Here is a 17,512-nt window from a genome sequence, read left to right as displayed (position 1 = left end):
GTCTCCTCGTTCTCCTCGTTCTTCTCGTTCTTCTCGTTCTTCTCGTTCTTCTCCCACCGTCGCCTCGACGCCCCACGGCGCCCGCCTCCGTCCGGCGCGCCCTCGTACCTCCCTCATCCACCCCTTCCCAGGGCACCGCCATGCCCTTCGCCAGGAGGACTTCCATGTCGCGCACCGTTCTGCCCCGCACCGTCAAGACCGGCCTCGCCTCCCTCGTCGTCGCCGCCGCGCTGTCGGGCCTCGCCACCGTTCCGGCCTTCGCCGACGAGTTCACGGACATGGCGAACACCGCCCTGAGCCAGAACGGCAACGGCCCCTGTGCCGGGGGCGGTTACGACAACGGCCTCAACCAGAACAACAGTTGCGACGGCTACGGCGGCCAATCGCACGCCTGGTGCGCCGACTTCGTCGGCTGGGTCTGGTCGAAGTACAACGTCAAGGGCCAGAGCATCCTGACCGACGCCGCGTCCAGCTTCTACAAGTACGGCCAGACCTACGGCACCCTCTCCAGCACCCCGCACGTCGGCGACGCGGTCGTCTACGGCTACAGCAACGGCTGGGCCCAGCACGTGGCCATCGTGACCGGTGTCAGCAACGGCGTCGTCACGATCACCGGCGGCAACCAGAGCCACTCCTCCAACCCGGAGGGCATGGTCTCCACCGCCTCCACCACGTCCTACCGCGTCGGCCAGGCCCCCTGGGGCCAGGTGATCAGCGGCTACATCTCCCCCGTGCTCCAGCAGGCCACGCCGCCCAAGGTCACCTTCTCCGGCGCCTCCGGCACCGTCTCCGGCATAGCCAACCTGTCGGCGTCCGTCACGGCCGGCACCTACGGCGTCGCCTCCGTGCAGTACTACGTCGACGGCGACGCGGTCAGCGGCAAGCTCACCAAGGCCCCGTACGGCTACGCCCTCGACACCAGCCGCTTCCCGGACGGCAAGCACACCGTCACCGCCGAGGTCACGGACGTCAACGGCAACACCAGCGCCTCCCGCTCCCAGATCATCACCTCCAACGGCGAGGCCACCTCCACCTTCCACGCGGACTTCAACGGCGACGGCAAGGCCGACATCGGCGTCCTGTACGACTACGGGCAGGAGGCGAACGGCGACTACCACACCGCCCTGTGGACGTATCTGAGCAACGGCTCCGGCTTCAACCAGCCGGTCCGGGTCTGGGACAGCGTCTCCTCCGGCTTCGGCTCCTGGAACTGGGACCGCTCCAAGGTGACGACCGGTGACTTCAACGGCGACGGCAAGGACGACGTCGGCGTCCTCTACAACAACGGCCAGAACGCCGACAACGTCAACGTCACGGCGATGTGGACCTTCACCAGCACCGGCACCGGCTTCTCCGGCCCGTCGAAGAAGTGGGACAACATCACCACCAACTTCGGCTCCTGGAACTGGAACCGCTCCAAGGTCACCACCGGCGACTTCAACAACGACGGCAAGGACGACGTCGGCCTGCTCTACAACAACGGCAAGAACGCCGACGACGTCAACGTGACCGCGCTGTGGACGATGACCAGCACCGGAAGCGACTTCACGAACCCGTCGAAGAAGTGGGACAACGCCTCCACCAACTCCGGCTCCTGGAGCTGGGACCGCTCCAAGCTCGTCGCCGGCGACTTCAGCGGTGACGGCAAGAGCGACGTGGGCCTGCTGTACGACAACGGCCGCCAGACCGACGGCACCTACGTGACGGCGCTGTGGACGCTCAACAGCACCGGAAGCGACTTCACCAACCCGTCGAAGAAGTGGGACAACGTCTCCACCAGCTTCGGCTCGTGGAACTGGGACCGGTCGAAGGTGACGACCGGTGACTTCAACGGAGACGGCAAGGCCGACGTCGGTGTCCTCTACGACAACGGCCAGACCGAGGACAACCGCAACAAGTCGGCGCTGTGGACCTTCACCAGCACCGGCACGGACTTCACCAACCCGTCCAAGAAGTGGGACTCCGGCACCGGAAGCTGGAACGCCGACGCGAGCAAGCTGACCGCCGGCGACTTCAACGGCGACGGCAAGACCGACATCGGTGTCCTCTACGGCTACGGCCGCCAGGACGACGGCACCAACCGGACCGGCATCTGGAAGTTCACCAGCACCGGCACCGACTTCACCAACCCGGTCATGTCCTGGGACAGCGCCGCGAGCTTCGGAAGCTGGAACTGGCAGGTCAGCAAGCTCGGCTGACACACGGACGACGACGCACGAACGACGACGCCCCGACGGCCCGGCCGGCCGGACCCCTCCGACCGGCCGGGCCGCCCCAGGGCCCCGTGCCCCTCCGAGGCCCCTCCCTCTTCACCCTCCTCCTCGCCCCTGGAGTCACCACCATGTCCCGCCGCCCCCGGTTGCTCACCACCGCCACCGCCCTCGTCGCCTCCGCCGGCATCGCCGGCACCCTCCTCTCCGCCACCACGGCCACCGCCGCCTCCGTCGCCACCTGGGACAAGGTCGCCCAGTGCGAGTCGGGCGGAAACTGGTCCATCAACACCGGCAACGGCTACTACGGCGGCCTGCAGTTCTCCCAGTCGACCTGGCAGGCATTCGGCGGCACGGCCTACGCGGCCCGCGCCGACCTCGCCACCAAGCAGGAGCAGATCCTCACCGCCGAGAAGGTCCTGGCCGGCCAGGGCGAGGGCGCCTGGCCGCACTGCGGGCCGGCCGCCGGTCTGGGCGCGGACGACGCCGACCCGTACCCCGACCCCGTACCGCCGGTCTCCAAGGTCGTCGGCCCGTCCGCCGGCACGGTGGCCACCGGCACGATCACCCTCTCGGCCTCGGTCACGGACGCCGTCGGCACCCCGACGAAGGCGACCTTCTACGTGGACGGTGTGGCCGTCGGCACGGACACCGGCTCGGGCCCCTCGTACTCCGTGTCCCTCGACACGACGACCCTCACCGACGGGGCGCACACGGTGACCGTGCGGGCGGCCAACGACGCGGGGCAGACCGGCCCGCTGTCGAGCGGCGTCTCCTTCCTCACCGCGAACCGCGCCACCACCACCCAGACCACGGGTGACTTCAACGGCGACGGCAAGGACGACATCGCCGTCCTGTACGACAACGGGCAGGCCACCGACGGATCGGGCTACCGCACCGCCCTGTGGACGTTCACCTCGACCGGTACGGGCTTCGGCGGCCCGGTGAAGAAGTGGGACAACGTCTCCACCGACTCCGGATCCTTCAACTGGGACCGCATCAAGGTCGCCGCCGGCGACTTCAGCGGCGACGGCAAGGACGACCTCGCCCTCCTCTACGACCAGCGCATCTCCCAGACCGGCGGCAACTGGACCGCGATGTGGACGATGACCAGCACCGGCAGCGGCTTCGCCGCCCCGGTGAAGACGTGGGACAGCACCATCTCGGCCGACTCCTGGACCTGGAAGAACTCCGCGATCACCGCCGGTGACTACAACGGTGACGGCAGGGACGACGTCGGTCTGCTCTACGACAACGGCAAGAACGCGGCCGGCGAGAACGTCAGCGCGCTGTGGACCTTCACCAGCACCGGCTCCGGCTCCGACCTCGCCAACCCGGTGAAGAAGTGGGACAACGTCTCCACCGGCTTCGGCTCCTGGAACGCCGACCGCACGAAGATCACCTCGGGTGACTTCAACAACGACGGCAAGGACGACGTCGGCCTCCTCTACAACAACGGCCAGCAGACCGACGGCACCCACGTCACCGCCCTGTGGACGATGACCAGCACCGGCGCCGACTTCGGCAACCCGTCGAAGAAGTGGGACAACGCCTCCACCAACTTCGGCTCCTGGAGCTGGACCCGGTCGAAGGTCGTCGCCGGTGACTACACGGGTGACGGCAGGTCCGACATCGGCGTCCTGTACGACAACGGCAAGGCGTCCGACGGCCGCAATCAGGCCGCCCTGTGGACCCTGGCCAGCACCGGCACCGACTTCACCAACCCGTCGAAGAAGTGGGACTCCGGCACCGGAAGCTGGAACGCCGAGATGAGCAAGGTGACCGCCGGCGACTTCAACGGCGACGGCCGGACCGACATCGGCGTCCTCTACGGCTACGGCCAGCAGAGCGACGGCACCAACCGCACCGGCCTGTGGAAGTTCACCAGCACCGGCACCGACTTCACCAACCCGGTCATGTCCTGGGACAGCGCCGCCGGCTTCGGAAGCTGGAACTGGTACTCCAGCGAACTCGCCTGAGCCATCCCGGCACCCCTGCCCCCACCGACCGTGCCCGCCGCACTCCCCCGAGTGCGGCGGGCACGCCCCGTTTCACGCCCCCGCCCCCGCCCCCGCCCCCGTCGACACATACGCGTCGAAGCGGTCCCACCCCGGTTCCGCCGGCAGCCGTACCGGCCGCCAGTCACGCGCGTACGCCGGCGGGGTGGCGCCGGCCGGGACCAGGACGGCGACCGGCATGCGGCGGGCGGCGGCGGTGACGCCCGCCGGGGTGATGGCGGCGTCGTGGCCGCCGACCGCGCGGGAGGTGCAGCCGGCGTGGTAGCCGACCGGCACGTACTCCTTGCCGCTGACCAGGCAGGGCGGCCGGACGCCCTGCGCGTGCAGGGCGGTCGCGATCGCCGTGAAGTGGGTGCGGGCGGAGCGGCTGTTGGCGGTGGCGCCGGAGAGCACCGCGTACTGGACGGCGAGATGGCCGAGGAGGAGTCCGGTGAGCAGCCCCAGGACCGCGGGCCGCCGGGCCGGGCGCACCCTGCGGACCAGGGCGACGAGCGCCTCGGCGGCGGGCAGGGCCAGCAGGGCGTAGGCGGGCAGCAGGAAGCGGGGGGCCGCGTAGCCGATCGTGAAGAGGTACGGGGCGGCCAGCGAGAGCGCGGTCACGGTGGCGAGCACGGCGGGGGCGCCCCGCCCGGCGCGGAAGGCGGCGGCGATGCCGGCCGCGACGGCGAGCGGCAGCACGAACCACCACAGGGCGGTGACCGGGTGCTCCCAGGGCACGTCGCAGGGGCGGCACAGGGTGCGTCCGGACAGGGCGCGGACGTGGTCGTCGACGGAGAGGTACCAGCCGAGGGAGCCCTGGATCTCGCCGGCGCGCCGCAGCCGGGCGGCGAGGCCGCCGTAGTGCGCGTACGCCTCGGCGATCCAGGGCAGGGCGCCGAGCAGCGGTCCGGCGAGGAGGGCGGGGAACACCGCGGGGCGGCGGCGCCAGGCGGGCACGAGCAGTGCGGCCGCGAGGAGGGGGGCGGTGAGCCAGAGGCCCTCGGCGGGTCGCAGCAGGGCGACGGCGCAGCCCGCGGCGCCGAGGCCGAGGAGTGCGGTCCGGGGCCGGGTGGTGGTGACGGCGCGGAGGAAGCAGCCGACGGCGGCGAGGGCGCCGAAGGCGCACCAGAGGTTGGGCATCACGCGCGGGCCGTAGAACAGGGTGATCCACAGACTGGCGAAGAGGGCGCCCGCGGTGGTGAGCACGGGGACGGGCACGACACGGCGCCAGATCCACAGCGCGCCGAACAGGGCGGTTCCGGACAACAGGGCCAGATAGACCCGGATGGCGGTGGTGGAGGCGGTGAGGGCGGCGACCGGGGCGACGAGGTAGGTGATGCCGCGGGCGCGGGGTGCGCTGAAGAAGGCGGGCGGGGCGTTGCCGCCGACCTGGCTGACGTAGACCGCCTCGTCCCAGCCGAGGCCGGTTCCGGGGACGACGAGGGCGAGTTGGGCGAGGGTGAAGAGCGCGGCGAGGGCGGCGGGCCAGAGCGCGGCGCGCGGCGGCCGAAAACCGATGGTGCGCGGTCGGTCGGTGTCGGGGGCCGGGGGTCTCGGTACGGGAGCGGTGAGGGGTTTCATCCGGCCCACGCTGCTGGCGGCCGGTGGCCGACGGCCAGGCGACTTACCGTGGAGGGCGGGGGCGTCACTCCGTCAGACCCCTGTGCGGGGCGGTGGGGTTGAGGGTCCGTCGCGGGGGCGGCGGGCCGGCGGCGGTGTCCCGGGCGACGGGTCCGGGGTGGCGGGCCTCACTCGTTTTCGGCCATCCCCACCCTGTTGATCGGGATGAGGTTAGGCTAACCTACCCTCGACTTGACCAGGCCGACCCCGGCACGTACCGAAAGCGACTTCGCCATGCCCAGCAACGCCCGAGCCACTTCCCTCACCCGCCGCGGCCTGCTTGCCGCGGGCGGCGCCCTCGGGCTCGGCGCCGCGCTCGCCGCGTGCGGCGACAAGGGCGGTGACAAGGACGGCGGCTCCACCAAGGCCGGCGAGAAGACCGGTCCCTGGGAGTTCACCGACGACCGCGGCCAGAAGGTGACGGCCAAGACCACCCCGAAGAACATCGTCGCCTTCACCGGCACGGCCGCCGCCCTGAAGGACTTCGGCATCGAGGTCAAGGGCGTGTTCGGCCCGACCTACGTCGAGGACCCGAAGACCAAGGCGAAGAAGCCGGACGTCCAGGCGGGCGACCTCGACATCGCCAAGGTCAAGGTCATCGGCAACGTCTGGGGCGAGTTCAAGATCGAGGAGTACCTCAAGCTCCAGCCCGAGCTCCTCATCACGGACATGTGGGAGAAGAACGACCTCTGGTACGTCCCGGCGGAGCAGAAGGACAAGATCCTCAAGATCGCCCCGAGCGTCGCCCTGTGGGCCGCCGACAAGTCGATGCCGGCCGTCCTCCAGCGCCACGCCGACCTGGCCGCCTCGCTCGGCGCCGACGTGCAGACCGCCCGGATCAAGGCGGACAAGGCCCGCTTCGAGGCCGCCGCCGAGCGTCTGCGCAAGGCCGCCCAGGGCAAGAAGGACATCAAGGTCCTCATCGGCTCCGGCTCCCCGGACCTCTTCTACGTCTCCACCCCGGTCCGCCCGACCGACACGCTCTACTTCAAGGAGCTGGGCATCAACATCGTCACGCCCACCAAGCTCGACCAGGGCGGCTGGTTCGAGGGCCTGAGCTGGGAGAACGTCGACAAGTACCAGGCCGACATCATCATGCTGGACAACCGCACCTCGGCTCTGCAGCCCGAGGCCCTGAAGGCCAAGCCGACCTGGGCCGCGCTGCCCGCCGTCAAGGCCGGCCAGGTGATCCCGCGCGTGACCGAGCCGATCTACTCGTACGCCAAGTGCGCCCCGCTCCTGGAGGACCTGGCGAAGGCCCTCGAGAACGCCAAGAAGGTGTCCTGACCCATGACGAACGCCGAGACCGCCCCGTTCCAGTTCTTCTCGCTCCAGGTCGACCGGACGCGGCGGCTCGGCCCGTCGCTGGTCCGCGTCACGTTCACCGGTGAGGACCTGAAGCGCTTCGCCGCCGGCGGCCGGGACCAGTCGCTGTCCCTCTTCCTGCCGCACCCGGGGCAGGACGCGCCGGTGCTGCCGCCGCTCGACAACCCGGACATGTACGCGATCCTCGGCGCGTACCGGGCGATGCCGCACGAGGAGCGGGCCGTGATGCGCTCGTACACGGTCCGCGAGCAGCGCACCGAGCCGGTCGCCGAGGTCGACATCGACTTCGCGGTGCACGAGGACGGCGGCCCCGCCTGCCGCTGGGCCCAGCACGCCCGGCCGGGTGACCGGGTGGTCGTGCTCGGACCGGCCGTGGCCGACAACACGGGGGTGCGCTTCCGGCTGCCGGAGGACGCCGACTCGGTCCTCATCTGGGGTGACGAGACGGCCCTGCCGGCCGCCTCCGCGATCCTGGAGTGGCTGCCCGCCGAGACCCGCGCCCACGTCTACCTCGAAGTCCCCTACTCCGGCGACCGCATGGAGCTGGCGACCGAGGCCGACGCGACGATCACCTGGCTGGTGCGGGAGGAGGGCGCGCCGTCCGCCGTGGAGGCGATCGCGGCCGCCGAGCTGCCCGGCGCGGATCCGTACGTCTGGATCGCGGGCGAGTCCGGTGCCGTGAAGGCGCTGCGCCGTCACTTCGTGCGCGAGCGCGGCCTCGACCGGCGCCGGGTGACGTTCGTGGGCTACTGGCGCAAGGGGCTGTCCGAGGACGCCCTGCGCGAGGTCCCGGACGAGACCCAGGAGGACGAGGGGACGGACGCGCCCACGGAGGCGTAACCCCCCGGCTCCTGCTCCCGCCAGAGCATCCCTCAGGGCAACCCTCAGGGCATCCCTCAGGGCGTCCCTCCAGGCTTCCCGCCAGGCACCCCTCCAGGGCGTACGCGGCCCTGGAGGGCACCCGGCCCCAAGGCATCCGCCCTCCGCAGGGCACCCGCCCCAGGACATCCGCCCTCCGCAGGGCACCGGGCCCCCCACAGGGCGCACGGCCCCTCGGTCCTTCAAGGACCGGGGGGCCGTTGTGCATTGAAATTAGGTTAGGCTAACCTTACTTTCGACCTCGCGGGGTTCGGTCCCCCGCTGCGTACCCCTCATCCCCGGAAGGGCCCCCACATGCGCTCCCACCTGCTCAACGACACGACGGCGGAGGCATACCGACGCACCGTCACCGAAGGTGTGGAGCGGGTGGCCAGGAAACTCGCCACCACGCGCGGCCCGTTCACCGGTGTCACGCCCGCCGAGCTCGCCCTCGTCATCGACGCCGTCGACCTCGACCGGCCGCTCGGCGACGCCTCCGCCGCCCTCGACGAGCTGGAGGACGTCTACCTCCGCGACGCGGTCTACTTCCACCACCCGCGCTACCTGGCCCACCTCAACTGCCCGGTCGTGATCCCCGCCGTCCTCGGCGAGGCCGTGCTGTCGGCCGTCAACTCCTCCCTGGACACCTGGGACCAGAGCGCCGGCGGCACGCTCATCGAGCGCAAGCTCATCGACTGGACCACCGGCCGCATCGGCCTCGGCCCGCTCGCCGACGGCGTCTTCACCAGCGGTGGTACCCAGTCCAACCTCCAGGCGCTGCTGCTGGCCCGCGAGGAGACCGGGACGAAGGACCTCTCGAAGCTGCGGATCTTCTCCTCCGAGTGCAGCCACTTCAGCGTCCAGAAGTCGGCCACCCTGCTCGGCCTCGGCGCCGACGCCGTCGTCTCCATCCCGGTCGACCGCCACCGCCGCATGCAGTCCGTCGTCCTCGCCGCCGAGCTGGAGGCATGCCGCGCCGAGGGCCTGGTCCCGATGGCGATCGTCGCCACCGCCGGCACCACCGACTTCGGCTCCATCGACCCGCTGAACGAGATCGCCGCCCTGGCCGCCGAGTACGGCGCCTGGATGCACGTGGACGCGGCCTACGGCTGCGGACTGCTCGCCTCGCCCACCCGCCGCCACCTCCTGGACGGCATCGAGCGGGCCGACTCGGTCACCGTCGACTACCACAAGTCCTTCTTCCAGCCCGTGAGCTCCTCGGCCGTGCTGGTCCGCGACGGAGCCACCCTGCGCCACGCCACGTACCACGCGGACTACCTCAACCCGCGCCGCACGGTGGCCGAGCAGATACCCAACCAGGTCGACAAGTCGCTCCAGACCACCCGCCGCTTCGACGCCCTCAAACTGTGGATGACCCTGCGGGTCATGGGCGCCGACGGCATCGGCGAGCTCTTCGACGAGGTCTGCGACCTCGCCCGGGCCGGATTCGAGCTGCTCGCCGCCGACCCGCGCTACGACGTGGTCGTCGAGCCGCAGCTCTCCACCCTCGTCTACCGCTACATCCCCCAGGCCGTCACCTCGCCCGCCGACATCGACCGCGCCAACCTCTACGCCCGCAAGGCCCTGTTCGCCTCCGGCGAGGCCGCCGTCGCCGGCACCAAGGTCGACGGCAAGCAGTACCTCAAGTTCACCTTGCTCAACCCCGAGACGACCGTGGCGGACATCGCCGCCGTCCTCGATCTGATCGCCGGCCACGCCGAGCAGTACCTGGGAGAGAACCTTGTCCACGCCTGATACGACGACCGACACGTACGACTTCATCGGCATCGGGCTCGGTCCCTTCAACCTCGGCCTCGCCTGCCTCACCGAGCCCATCGACGAGCTGAACGGCCTCTTCATCGAGTCCAAGCCGGACTTCGAGTGGCACTCCGGCATGTTCCTGGAGGGCGCGCACCTCCAGACGCCCTTCATGTCGGACCTCGTCACCCTCGCCGACCCGACCTCCCCCTACTCCTTCCTGCAGTACTTGAAGGAGAAGGGCCGGCTGTACTCGTTCTACATCCGCGAGAACTTCTACCCGCTGCGGACCGAGTACAACGACTACTGCCGCTGGGCCGCCGGGAAGCTGTCCTCCATCCGCTTCTCCACCACCGTCTCGGCCGTCGCGTTCGACGAGTCCGCCGAGGAGTACGTGGTCACCACCACGTCCGGCGAAACGTTCCGCTGCCGCAGGCTCGTCCTCGGCACCGGCACCCCGCCGTACATCCCCGAGTCCTGCCGGGACCTGGGCGGCGACCTCATCCACAACTCGCGCTACCTCCCCAACAAGGAGGCGCTCCAGAAGAAGAAGTCCATCACCCTGGTCGGCAGCGGCCAGAGCGCCGCCGAGATCTACTACGACCTCCTCAGCGAGATCGACGTCCACGGCTACCGGCTCAACTGGGTGACCCGCTCCCCGCGCTTCTTCCCGCTGGAGTACACCAAGCTCACCCTGGAGATGACCTCCCCCGAGTACGTGGACTACTTCCACGCGCTCCCCGAGCGGACCCGCTACCGCCTGGAGACGGAGCAGAAGGGCCTGTTCAAGGGCATCGACGGTGAGCTCATCGACGCCATCTTCGACCTGCTCTACCAGAAGAACCTGGCCGGCCCCGTCCCCACCCGCCTGCTCACCAACTCCGCGCTGCACACCGCCGCGTACGAGGAGGCCACCGGCACGTACACGCTGGGCTTCCGCCAGGAGGAGCAGGAGAAGGACTTCGAGCTGGAGACCGAGGGCCTGATCCTCGCCACCGGCTACAAGTACGCCGTCCCCGCCTTCCTGGAGCCCGTCCGGGACCGCCTGCGCTGGGACTCCCAGGGCCGCTTCGACGTGGCCCGCAACTACTCGGTGGACACCACCGGCCGCGGGGTCTTCCTGCAGAACGCCGGCGTCCACACCCACTCGATCACCTCGCCCGACCTGGGCATGGGCCCGTACCGGAACGCCTACATCATCGGACAGATGCTGGGTCGCGAGTACTACCCCGTCGAGAAGACCATCGCGTTCCAGGAGTTCGCCGTATGACCGCGCACGACATCAGCATCCGCCCGCTCGACCCCCTCAAGGACGCGGAGCTGATCCACCCCTGGGTCACCGACCCCAAGGCCGCCTTCTGGATGATGCAGGGCTACGCGCTCCAGGACGTCGAGCGCGAGTACATGGCGATCGCCGCCAACCCGCACCACGACGCCTTCATCGGCAGCGTGGACGGCGAGCCCGCCTTCCTCATGGAGCGCTACGACCCCGCGAAGGTCGAACTGGCCGGCCTCTACGAGGCGCAGCCAGGCGACGTCGGCATGCACTTCCTCGTCGCCCCCACCGACACCCCGGTGCACGGCTTCACCCGCCGGGTGATCACCGCCGTGATGGCCGAGCTGTTCGCCGACCCGGCCACCGCCCGCGTGGTCGTCGAGCCGGACATCCGCAACACCGCCGTCCACGCCCTCAACGAGGCCGTCGGCTTCGTCCCCGAGCGCGAGCTCCGGAAGCCGGAGAAGACCGCGCTGCTGAGCTTCTGCACCCGCGAGGCGTTCGAGGCCGCCACGGGAGCCGCCGTATGACCGCCGAGACCGCCAAGACCGCGGCCGCCGTCGCCCACCTCACCCCCGAGCGCTGGGCCGACGCCAACCGCGCCCTGATCCGCAAGGGCCTCGCCGAGTTCACCCACGAGCGCCTGCTCGACCCGCAGGAGCTCGGTGACAGCCGCTACCGGGTCCTCAGCGACGACGGCGCCACCGAATACCGCTTCACCGCGGACCGGTTCGCCCTCGACCACTGGCAGGTCTACCCGGAGTCGATCAGCCGCCACCGGGGCAGCGAGCAGCTCCCGCTCGACGCCCTGCAGTTCATCACCGAGCTGCGCGGCTCGCTCGGCCTGAGCGACGAGATCCTGCCGGTCTACCTGGAGGAGATCTCCTCCACCCTGTCCGGTACGGCGTACAAGGCCACCAAGCCGCGCGTGACCTCCGCCGAGCTGGCCCGGGCCGGCTTCCAGGCGATCGAGACCGGGATGACCGAGGGTCACCCCTGCTTCGTCGCCAACAACGGCCGGCTCGGCTTCGGCGTCGACGAGTACCACGCCTACGCGCCCGAGGCCGCCGCGCCGATCCGCCTGGTGTGGCTGGCCGCGCACCGCGACCGCGCCACCTTCACCGCCGGCGCGGACCTGGAGTACGACTCCTTCATCCGCGCCGAGCTCGGCGACCGGGCGGTGGACGGCTTCGCCGCCGTCCTGGCCGAGCGGGGCCTGGACCTCGCCGACTACCTGCTGATGCCGGCGCACCCCTGGCAGTGGTGGAACAAGCTGTCCGTCACCTTCGCCGCCGAGGTCGCCCAGCAGCGCCTGGTGTACCTGGGCGAGGGCGACGACGCCTACCTGGCGCAGCAGTCCATCCGTACCTTCTTCAACACCTCCGACCCCGCCAAGCACTACGTGAAGACGGCGATGTCCGTCCTCAACATGGGCTTCATGCGGGGCCTGTCGGCCGCCTACATGGAGGCCACGCCGGCCATCAACGACTGGCTGGCCGGCCTGATCGAGGCCGACTCGGTCCTCAAGGCGGCCCGCTTCTCGATCATCCGCGAGCGGGCGGCGATCGGCTACCGGCACCTGGAGTACGAGGCCGCCACCGACCGCTACTCGCCCTACCGCAAGATGCTGGCCGCGCTGTGGCGCGAGTCCCCGGTGCCGTCCCTCGCCGAGGGCGAGCGGCTGGCGACCATGGCCTCGCTGCTGCACGTCGACCACGCGGGCGCGTCCTTCGCGGGCGCCCTGATCAAGGAGTCGGGGCTCGCCCCGGCCGAGTGGCTGCGGGCCTACCTGGACGCCTACCTCCTGCCGATCCTGCACTGCTTCTACGCGTACGACCTGGTCTACATGCCGCACGGCGAGAACGTGATCCTCGTCCTCGACGAGCGGGGCGCGGTCTCCCGGGCGATCTTCAAGGACATCGCCGAAGAGATCTGCGTCATGGACCCGGACGCGGTCCTTCCGCCCGCGGTGGAGCGGATCCGCGCCGAGGTCCCCGAGGACATGAAGCTGCTGTCCGTCTTCACGGACGTCTTCGACTGCTTCTTCCGCTTCCTCGGGGCCACGCTGGCGGCCGAGGGCGTCGTCGGCGAGGACGAGTTCTGGCGGACGGTCGCCGAGTGCGTCAGGGACTACCAGGACTCCAAGCCGGAGCTCGCGGACCGGTTCGCGCAGTACGACATGTTCGCGGAGACCTTCGCGCTGTCCGCGCTCAACCGGCTCCAGCTCCGCAACAACAAGCAGATGGTGGACCTGGCGGACCCGTCGGCGGCGCTCCAGCTCGTCGGCGACCTGGTCAACCCGATCGCCCGCTTCGCCCGCCACTGAGACCGCCGGCCGGCGTCCCCAGGCCCTCGCCGGCCGGCAGCCCCCAGGGCGGGCGCACTCCCGAGGACGGTCCCTCGGGTGGGCGCCCGCCCGTTTCCGTACGCAGGGTCAGGCCGACCGGCCTACTCCCACGGCACCTGCGCCGACCGGTGGAAGTCGATCCCCAGTGCCTCGAAGCGCGGCCCCTGCGCCGCGAGTCGCAGTCGGTACGTCTCCCAGTCGTGGGTGGCCGCCGGGGACCAGCCGAGTTCGGCCACGCCCGGCAGGCGCGGGAAGGCCATCGTGTCGATGTGGGCGCTCGTGGAGATCGTCTCGGTCCACAGCGGCGCCTCGACGCCCGCGATCGCCGACTCCGGGGCTCCGGCCAGGTAGGCGCCGGGGTTCCAGTCGTAGGAGCGGCGCACGTCCACGTAGCCGGCCCAGGAGAGGCCGAGCGGGGTGTCCTTGTCGTACTTCATGTCGAGGTAGGCCCGGTCGGCCGGGGACAGGATCAGCCCGGTCCCGGCCCGCGCCGCCGCCGCGACCCGCTCCTTCTCGGCCGCGGAGGTGCGGTCGAGGCCCCAGTACTGGGCGAGCGCGCCCGGCGCGGGCCGCGCCCCGGTGAGCTGGTGCCAGCCGATGACGGTCTTGCCGTACTTCGCGACGACCGGCTGCACGCGGTCCATGAAGGCCACGTAGTCCGCGTGGCTGGTGGAGTGCGCCTCGTCGCCGCCGATGTGAAGGTAACGGCCCGGGGTGAGCGCGGCCAGCTCGCGGATCACGTCGTCGACGAAGTCGTACGTGATCTCCTTCGGCACGCACAGCGAGCTGAAGCCGACCTCCGTCCCCGTGTAGAGGGGAGGGGCGACGCCGTCGCAGTTGAGCTCGGCGTAGGAGGCGAGGGCCGCGTTGGTGTGGCCCGGCATGTCGATCTCGGGGACGACCTCCTGGTAGCGGGAGGCGGCGTGGCGGACGATCTCCCGGTAGTCGTCCTTGGTGTAGAAGCCGCCGGGGCCGCCGCCGACCTGGGTGGAGCCGCCGTGGGTGGCGAGCCGGGGCCAGGAGTCGATGGCGAGGCGCCAGCCCTGGTCGTCGCTCAGGTGCAGATGCAGTTTGTTGATCTTGTAGAGGGCGAGGTGGTCGATGTACCGCTTGACCTGGTCGACGGTGAAGAAGTGCCGGGAGACGTCGAGCATCGCGCCCCGGTAGGCGTAGCGCGGGACGTCGGTGACGGTGCCGCCGGCGATCCGCCAGGGCCCGGGCTGTACGGTCCGCCTCTCCACGGCGGCGGGCAGTTGCTGGCGCAGGGTCTGGACGCCGCGGAACAGGCCGGCGGGCACCCGGGCGGTGAGGGTGACGCCGGTGCGGCCGGAGCGCAGTTCGTAGCCCTCGTCCCCGAGGGCGGTGGCCCGGGGGTCGAGCCGCAGCAGGATCCCGCCGCGGGCCGCGCCGTCGTCGACGACGGGCAGCGGATAGCCGGTGGAGGGGCGAAGCAGGCCCGCGAGATAGCGGCCGATCTCCCGGACCCGCCGGTCGTCGGAGCCGACGCGGACGGCGGTGGCGCGGGTGAGGGTGTACGGCGCTCCGCCGGGGGTCACGGAGGCGGGGGCCGGGATGACGGCGCCGAGCGGCCGTACGTCGGCGGCCGCGGGTTCCGGCGCGGAGCCGGGGGCGGTCGTCGCGCCGAGGGTCGCGAGGCCGGCGGCGATCAGGAGGAGCGGGGCGAGGACGCGCGGGGCCAGGAGGCGCGGGGCGAAGAGGCGCGGGGCGAAGAGGCGCGGAAACGTGCTGCGCTGTCTCACGGGGCAGGTCCCTTCGATGGGGAGTGCGGTGGCGAGCAGGTCGTGTCCGAACGGTCACCATCCGTACCGCGCGCCCCGATCCACGGTCAAGGTGTAGACCAATTAGCCCATCCGGCGGCGCGATCATGACCCCTCCTGCCCGATTTCGGGCAGAATTCTTGCAAGGGAGCCCCGATACCCCGCAGTATGCACGGGTGCTCGAACGCCGACCGTCGCACGACGACCTCATCGACCATCTGGTCCGCAGCACCGCGCTCCAGCGCGGTGAGGCCGCCCGGGTGGTCCTGGACGTGCTGGCGTACTTCGACGAGTCGACCGAGGAGTTCGTACGGCGCCGCCACCGCGAGCTCCAGTCCGGCGGCTCGGTGAACGCCGAGATCTTCGAGCGGATCGCGGCCGAACTGCCGCACCGCGCCGTGGCGCCACCGGAGCTCTCCCTCCGGCAACTGCGCCGCATCGTCTACGGCTGATCCGCCGCACCGGGCGGACGGACGGGCACACCCACTGACTCTGGAGGACTGACACCTTTATGTGCGGAATCGTCGGTTACATCGGCAAGCGCGACGTGGCTCCCCTGCTCCTCGAAGGACTGCAGCGCCTGGAGTACCGGGGTTACGACTCCGCGGGCATCGTCGTCACCAGCCCCAAGGCCGCCGGCCTGAAGATGGTGAAGGCCAAGGGCCGGGTCCGCGACCTGGAGGCGCGCGTCCCCAAGCGCTTCGCCGGCACCACCGGCATCGCGCACACCCGCTGGGCCACCCACGGCGCCCCGAGCGACGTCAACGCCCACCCGCACCTCGACCCCGAGAACAAGGTCGCCGTCGTCCACAACGGCATCGTCGACAACGCCGCCGAACTGCGCGCCAAGCTCGAGGCCGACGGCGTCGTCTTCGCCTCCGAGACCGACACCGAGGTCATCACCCACCTCATCGCCCGCTCCCAGGCCGACTCCCTGGAGGAGAAGGTCCGCGAGGCGCTCAAGCACATCGAGGGCACCTACGGCATCGCCGTCATGCACGCCGACTTCAACGACCGCATCGTGGTGGCCCGCAACGGCTCCCCGGTCGTCCTCGGCATCGGCGAGAAGGAGATGTTCGTCGCCTCCGACGTCGCCGCCCTCGTCACCCACACCCGCCAGGTCGTCACCCTCGACGACGGCGAGATGGCCACCCTCAAGGCCGACGACTTCCGCACCTACACGACGACCGGCGCGTCCACCAACGCCACCCCGGAGACCGTCGAGTGGGAGGCCGCCTCCTACGACATGGGCGGCCACGACACGTACATGCACAAGGAGATCTCCGAGCAGCCCGACGCGGTCGACCGCGTGCTGCGCGGCCGGATCGACGACCGCTTCTCCACCGTGCACCTCGGCGGCCTCAACCTGGACGCCCGCGAGGCCCGCTCCATCCGCCGGATCAAGATCCTCGGCTGCGGCACCTCGTACCACGCCGGTCTCATCGGCGCCTCCCTCATCGAGGGCATGGCCCGCATCCCGGCCGACGCCGAGCCGGCCTCCGAGTTCCGCTACCGCAACCCGGTCGTGGACCCCGACACCCTCTACATCGCCGTCTCCCAGTCCGGCGAGACCTACGACGTGCTCGCCGCCGTCCAGGAGCTCAAGCGCAAGGGCGCCCGCGTCCTCGGCGTCGTCAACGTGGTCGGCTCGGCCATCGCCCGCGAGGCCGACGGCGGCGTCTACGTGCACGCCGGCCCCGAGGTCTGCGTCGTCTCCACCAAGTGCTTCACCAACACGGTGGTCGCCTTCGCGCTGCTCGCCCTCCACCTCGGCCGCATCCGCGACCTGTCCGTCACCGACGGCAAGCGGATCATCGAGGGCCTGCGCAAGCTGCCCGGCCAGATCGAGGAGATCCTCAAGACCGAGGACGAGATCAAGAAGCTGGCCCAGGAGTACGCCGGCGCCCAGTCGATGATGTTCATCGGCCGCGTCCGTGGCTACCCCGTCGCCCTGGAGGCATCCCTCAAGCTGAAGGAGATCTCCTACATCCACGCCGAGGCATACCCGGCCTCCGAGCTGAAGCACGGCCCGCTCGCCCTGATCGAGCCGGCCCTGCCGACGGTCGCCATCGTCCCCGACGACGACCTGCTGGAGAAGAACCGCGCCGCCCTGGAGGAGATCAAGGCCCGCAGCGGCCGCATCCTCGCGGTCGCCCACCAGCCGCAGGAGAAGGCCGACCACACCATCGTCGTGCCGAAGAACGAGGACGAGCTCGACCCCATCCTGATGGGCATCCCGCTCCAGCTCCTCGCCTACCACACGGCGCTCGCCATGGGCCGCGACATCGACAAGCCGCGCAACCTGGCCAAGTCCGTCACGGTCGAGTAGCGGAACCCCCCGG

12 protein-coding genes are annotated in these 17,512 nt (G+C 70.7%); 10 read left to right on the top strand and 2 right to left on the bottom strand.

What is annotated here, in order from left to right; translation table 11 throughout:
* Positions 1 to 164: 164 nt before the first annotated feature.
* Together ABZ135_RS07930 and ABZ135_RS07925 are read left to right on the top strand one after the other, a co-directional pair.
* A complete protein-coding gene (locus ABZ135_RS07930; RefSeq protein ID WP_356692930.1) occupies positions 165 to 2,198 on the top strand; it encodes an FG-GAP-like repeat-containing protein in 2,034 nt (677 codons plus the stop codon).
* Between the two features lie 143 nt (positions 2,199 to 2,341).
* On the top strand, positions 2,342 to 4,189 hold the full coding sequence (locus tag ABZ135_RS07925; RefSeq protein WP_356692928.1) for a transglycosylase family protein: 1,848 nt from the start codon (positions 2,342 to 2,344) through the stop codon (positions 4,187 to 4,189).
* Between the two features lie 72 nt (positions 4,190 to 4,261).
* On the opposite strand, the gene ABZ135_RS07920 is transcribed toward ABZ135_RS07925, so the two are convergent.
* Positions 4,262 to 5,788 carry a hypothetical protein gene (locus tag ABZ135_RS07920; protein ID WP_356692926.1) on the bottom strand — a complete coding sequence of 509 codons (1,527 nt, stop codon included), beginning with the start codon at positions 5,786 to 5,788 and terminating at the stop codon, positions 4,262 to 4,264.
* A gap of 273 nt (positions 5,789 to 6,061) precedes the next feature.
* On the opposite strand from ABZ135_RS07920, the gene ABZ135_RS07915 reads away from it, so the two are divergent.
* The 6 genes from ABZ135_RS07915 (at position 6,062) to ABZ135_RS07890 (ending at position 13,371) form a co-directional block, all read left to right on the top strand.
* Complete coding sequence (locus ABZ135_RS07915) at positions 6,062 to 7,114, top strand: ABC transporter substrate-binding protein (RefSeq protein ID WP_356692924.1); 1,053 nt, start codon at positions 6,062 to 6,064, stop codon at positions 7,112 to 7,114.
* Between the two features lie 3 nt (positions 7,115 to 7,117).
* Complete coding sequence (locus ABZ135_RS07910; RefSeq protein ID WP_356692922.1) at positions 7,118 to 7,993, top strand: siderophore-interacting protein; 876 nt, start codon at positions 7,118 to 7,120, stop codon at positions 7,991 to 7,993.
* A gap of 333 nt (positions 7,994 to 8,326) precedes the next feature.
* Positions 8,327 to 9,766: an aspartate aminotransferase family protein gene (locus ABZ135_RS07905; protein ID WP_356692920.1), complete on the top strand. Its 1,440-nt coding sequence runs from the start codon at positions 8,327 to 8,329 to the stop codon at positions 9,764 to 9,766.
* The gene (locus tag ABZ135_RS07900) at positions 9,753 to 11,039 is read left to right on the top strand and encodes a lysine N(6)-hydroxylase/L-ornithine N(5)-oxygenase family protein (protein WP_356692918.1); all 1,287 of its coding nucleotides are present in this window, start codon (positions 9,753 to 9,755) and stop codon (positions 11,037 to 11,039) included. The genes ABZ135_RS07905 and ABZ135_RS07900 overlap by 14 nt, the downstream gene beginning before the upstream one ends.
* Positions 11,036 to 11,575, top strand: a complete 540-nt coding sequence (locus ABZ135_RS07895; protein ID WP_356692916.1) for a GNAT family N-acetyltransferase — start codon at positions 11,036 to 11,038, stop codon at positions 11,573 to 11,575. Before ABZ135_RS07900 ends, ABZ135_RS07895 begins: the two co-directional genes overlap by 4 nt.
* Entirely contained in the window at positions 11,572 to 13,371 is a 1,800-nt protein-coding gene (locus ABZ135_RS07890; protein WP_356692914.1) for an IucA/IucC family siderophore biosynthesis protein, read from the top strand. Before ABZ135_RS07895 ends, ABZ135_RS07890 begins: the two co-directional genes overlap by 4 nt.
* Before the next feature lie 122 nt (positions 13,372 to 13,493).
* Here ABZ135_RS07890 and ABZ135_RS07885 read toward each other — a convergent pair whose 3' ends face one another.
* A complete protein-coding gene (locus ABZ135_RS07885) occupies positions 13,494 to 15,092 on the bottom strand; it encodes a beta-N-acetylhexosaminidase (RefSeq protein ID WP_356693094.1) in 1,599 nt (532 codons plus the stop codon).
* 254 nt (positions 15,093 to 15,346) lie between these two features.
* Between ABZ135_RS07885 and ABZ135_RS07880 the strand changes: the two genes are divergently transcribed.
* A complete protein-coding gene (locus tag ABZ135_RS07880; RefSeq protein WP_345488104.1) occupies positions 15,347 to 15,622 on the top strand; it encodes a hypothetical protein in 276 nt (91 codons plus the stop codon).
* Positions 15,623 to 15,681: 59 nt separating this feature from the next.
* Complete coding sequence (glmS, locus tag ABZ135_RS07875; RefSeq protein ID WP_356692912.1) at positions 15,682 to 17,499, top strand: glutamine--fructose-6-phosphate transaminase (isomerizing); 1,818 nt, start codon at positions 15,682 to 15,684, stop codon at positions 17,497 to 17,499.
* The last annotated feature ends 13 nt before the right edge of the window (positions 17,500 to 17,512 follow it).

This window comes from Streptomyces sp. NPDC006339, assembly GCF_040612775.1.
Classification (GTDB): Bacteria; Actinomycetota; Actinomycetes; order Streptomycetales; family Streptomycetaceae; genus Streptomyces.
Note: the sequence above shows the minus strand (reverse complement) of the source record. Positions and strands in the feature narration are given on the sequence as shown.

Excerpts from the sequence above, each read along its gene's own strand:
- ABZ135_RS07930 (WP_356692930.1), top strand. The coding sequence starts at position 165 with ATGTCGCGCACCGTTCTGCCCCGCACCGTCAAGACCGGCCTCGCCTCC.
- ABZ135_RS07925 (WP_356692928.1), top strand. The coding sequence starts at position 2,342 with ATGTCCCGCCGCCCCCGGTTGCTCACCACCGCCACCGCCCTCGTCGCC.
- ABZ135_RS07920 (WP_356692926.1), bottom strand. The coding sequence starts at position 5,788 with ATGAAACCCCTCACCGCTCCCGTACCGAGACCCCCGGCCCCCGACACC.
- ABZ135_RS07915 (WP_356692924.1), top strand. The coding sequence starts at position 6,062 with ATGCCCAGCAACGCCCGAGCCACTTCCCTCACCCGCCGCGGCCTGCTT.
- ABZ135_RS07910 (WP_356692922.1), top strand. The coding sequence starts at position 7,118 with ATGACGAACGCCGAGACCGCCCCGTTCCAGTTCTTCTCGCTCCAGGTC.
- ABZ135_RS07905 (WP_356692920.1), top strand. The coding sequence starts at position 8,327 with ATGCGCTCCCACCTGCTCAACGACACGACGGCGGAGGCATACCGACGC.
- ABZ135_RS07895 (WP_356692916.1), top strand. The coding sequence starts at position 11,036 with ATGACCGCGCACGACATCAGCATCCGCCCGCTCGACCCCCTCAAGGAC.
- ABZ135_RS07890 (WP_356692914.1), top strand. The coding sequence starts at position 11,572 with ATGACCGCCGAGACCGCCAAGACCGCGGCCGCCGTCGCCCACCTCACC.
- glmS (WP_356692912.1), top strand. The coding sequence starts at position 15,682 with ATGTGCGGAATCGTCGGTTACATCGGCAAGCGCGACGTGGCTCCCCTG.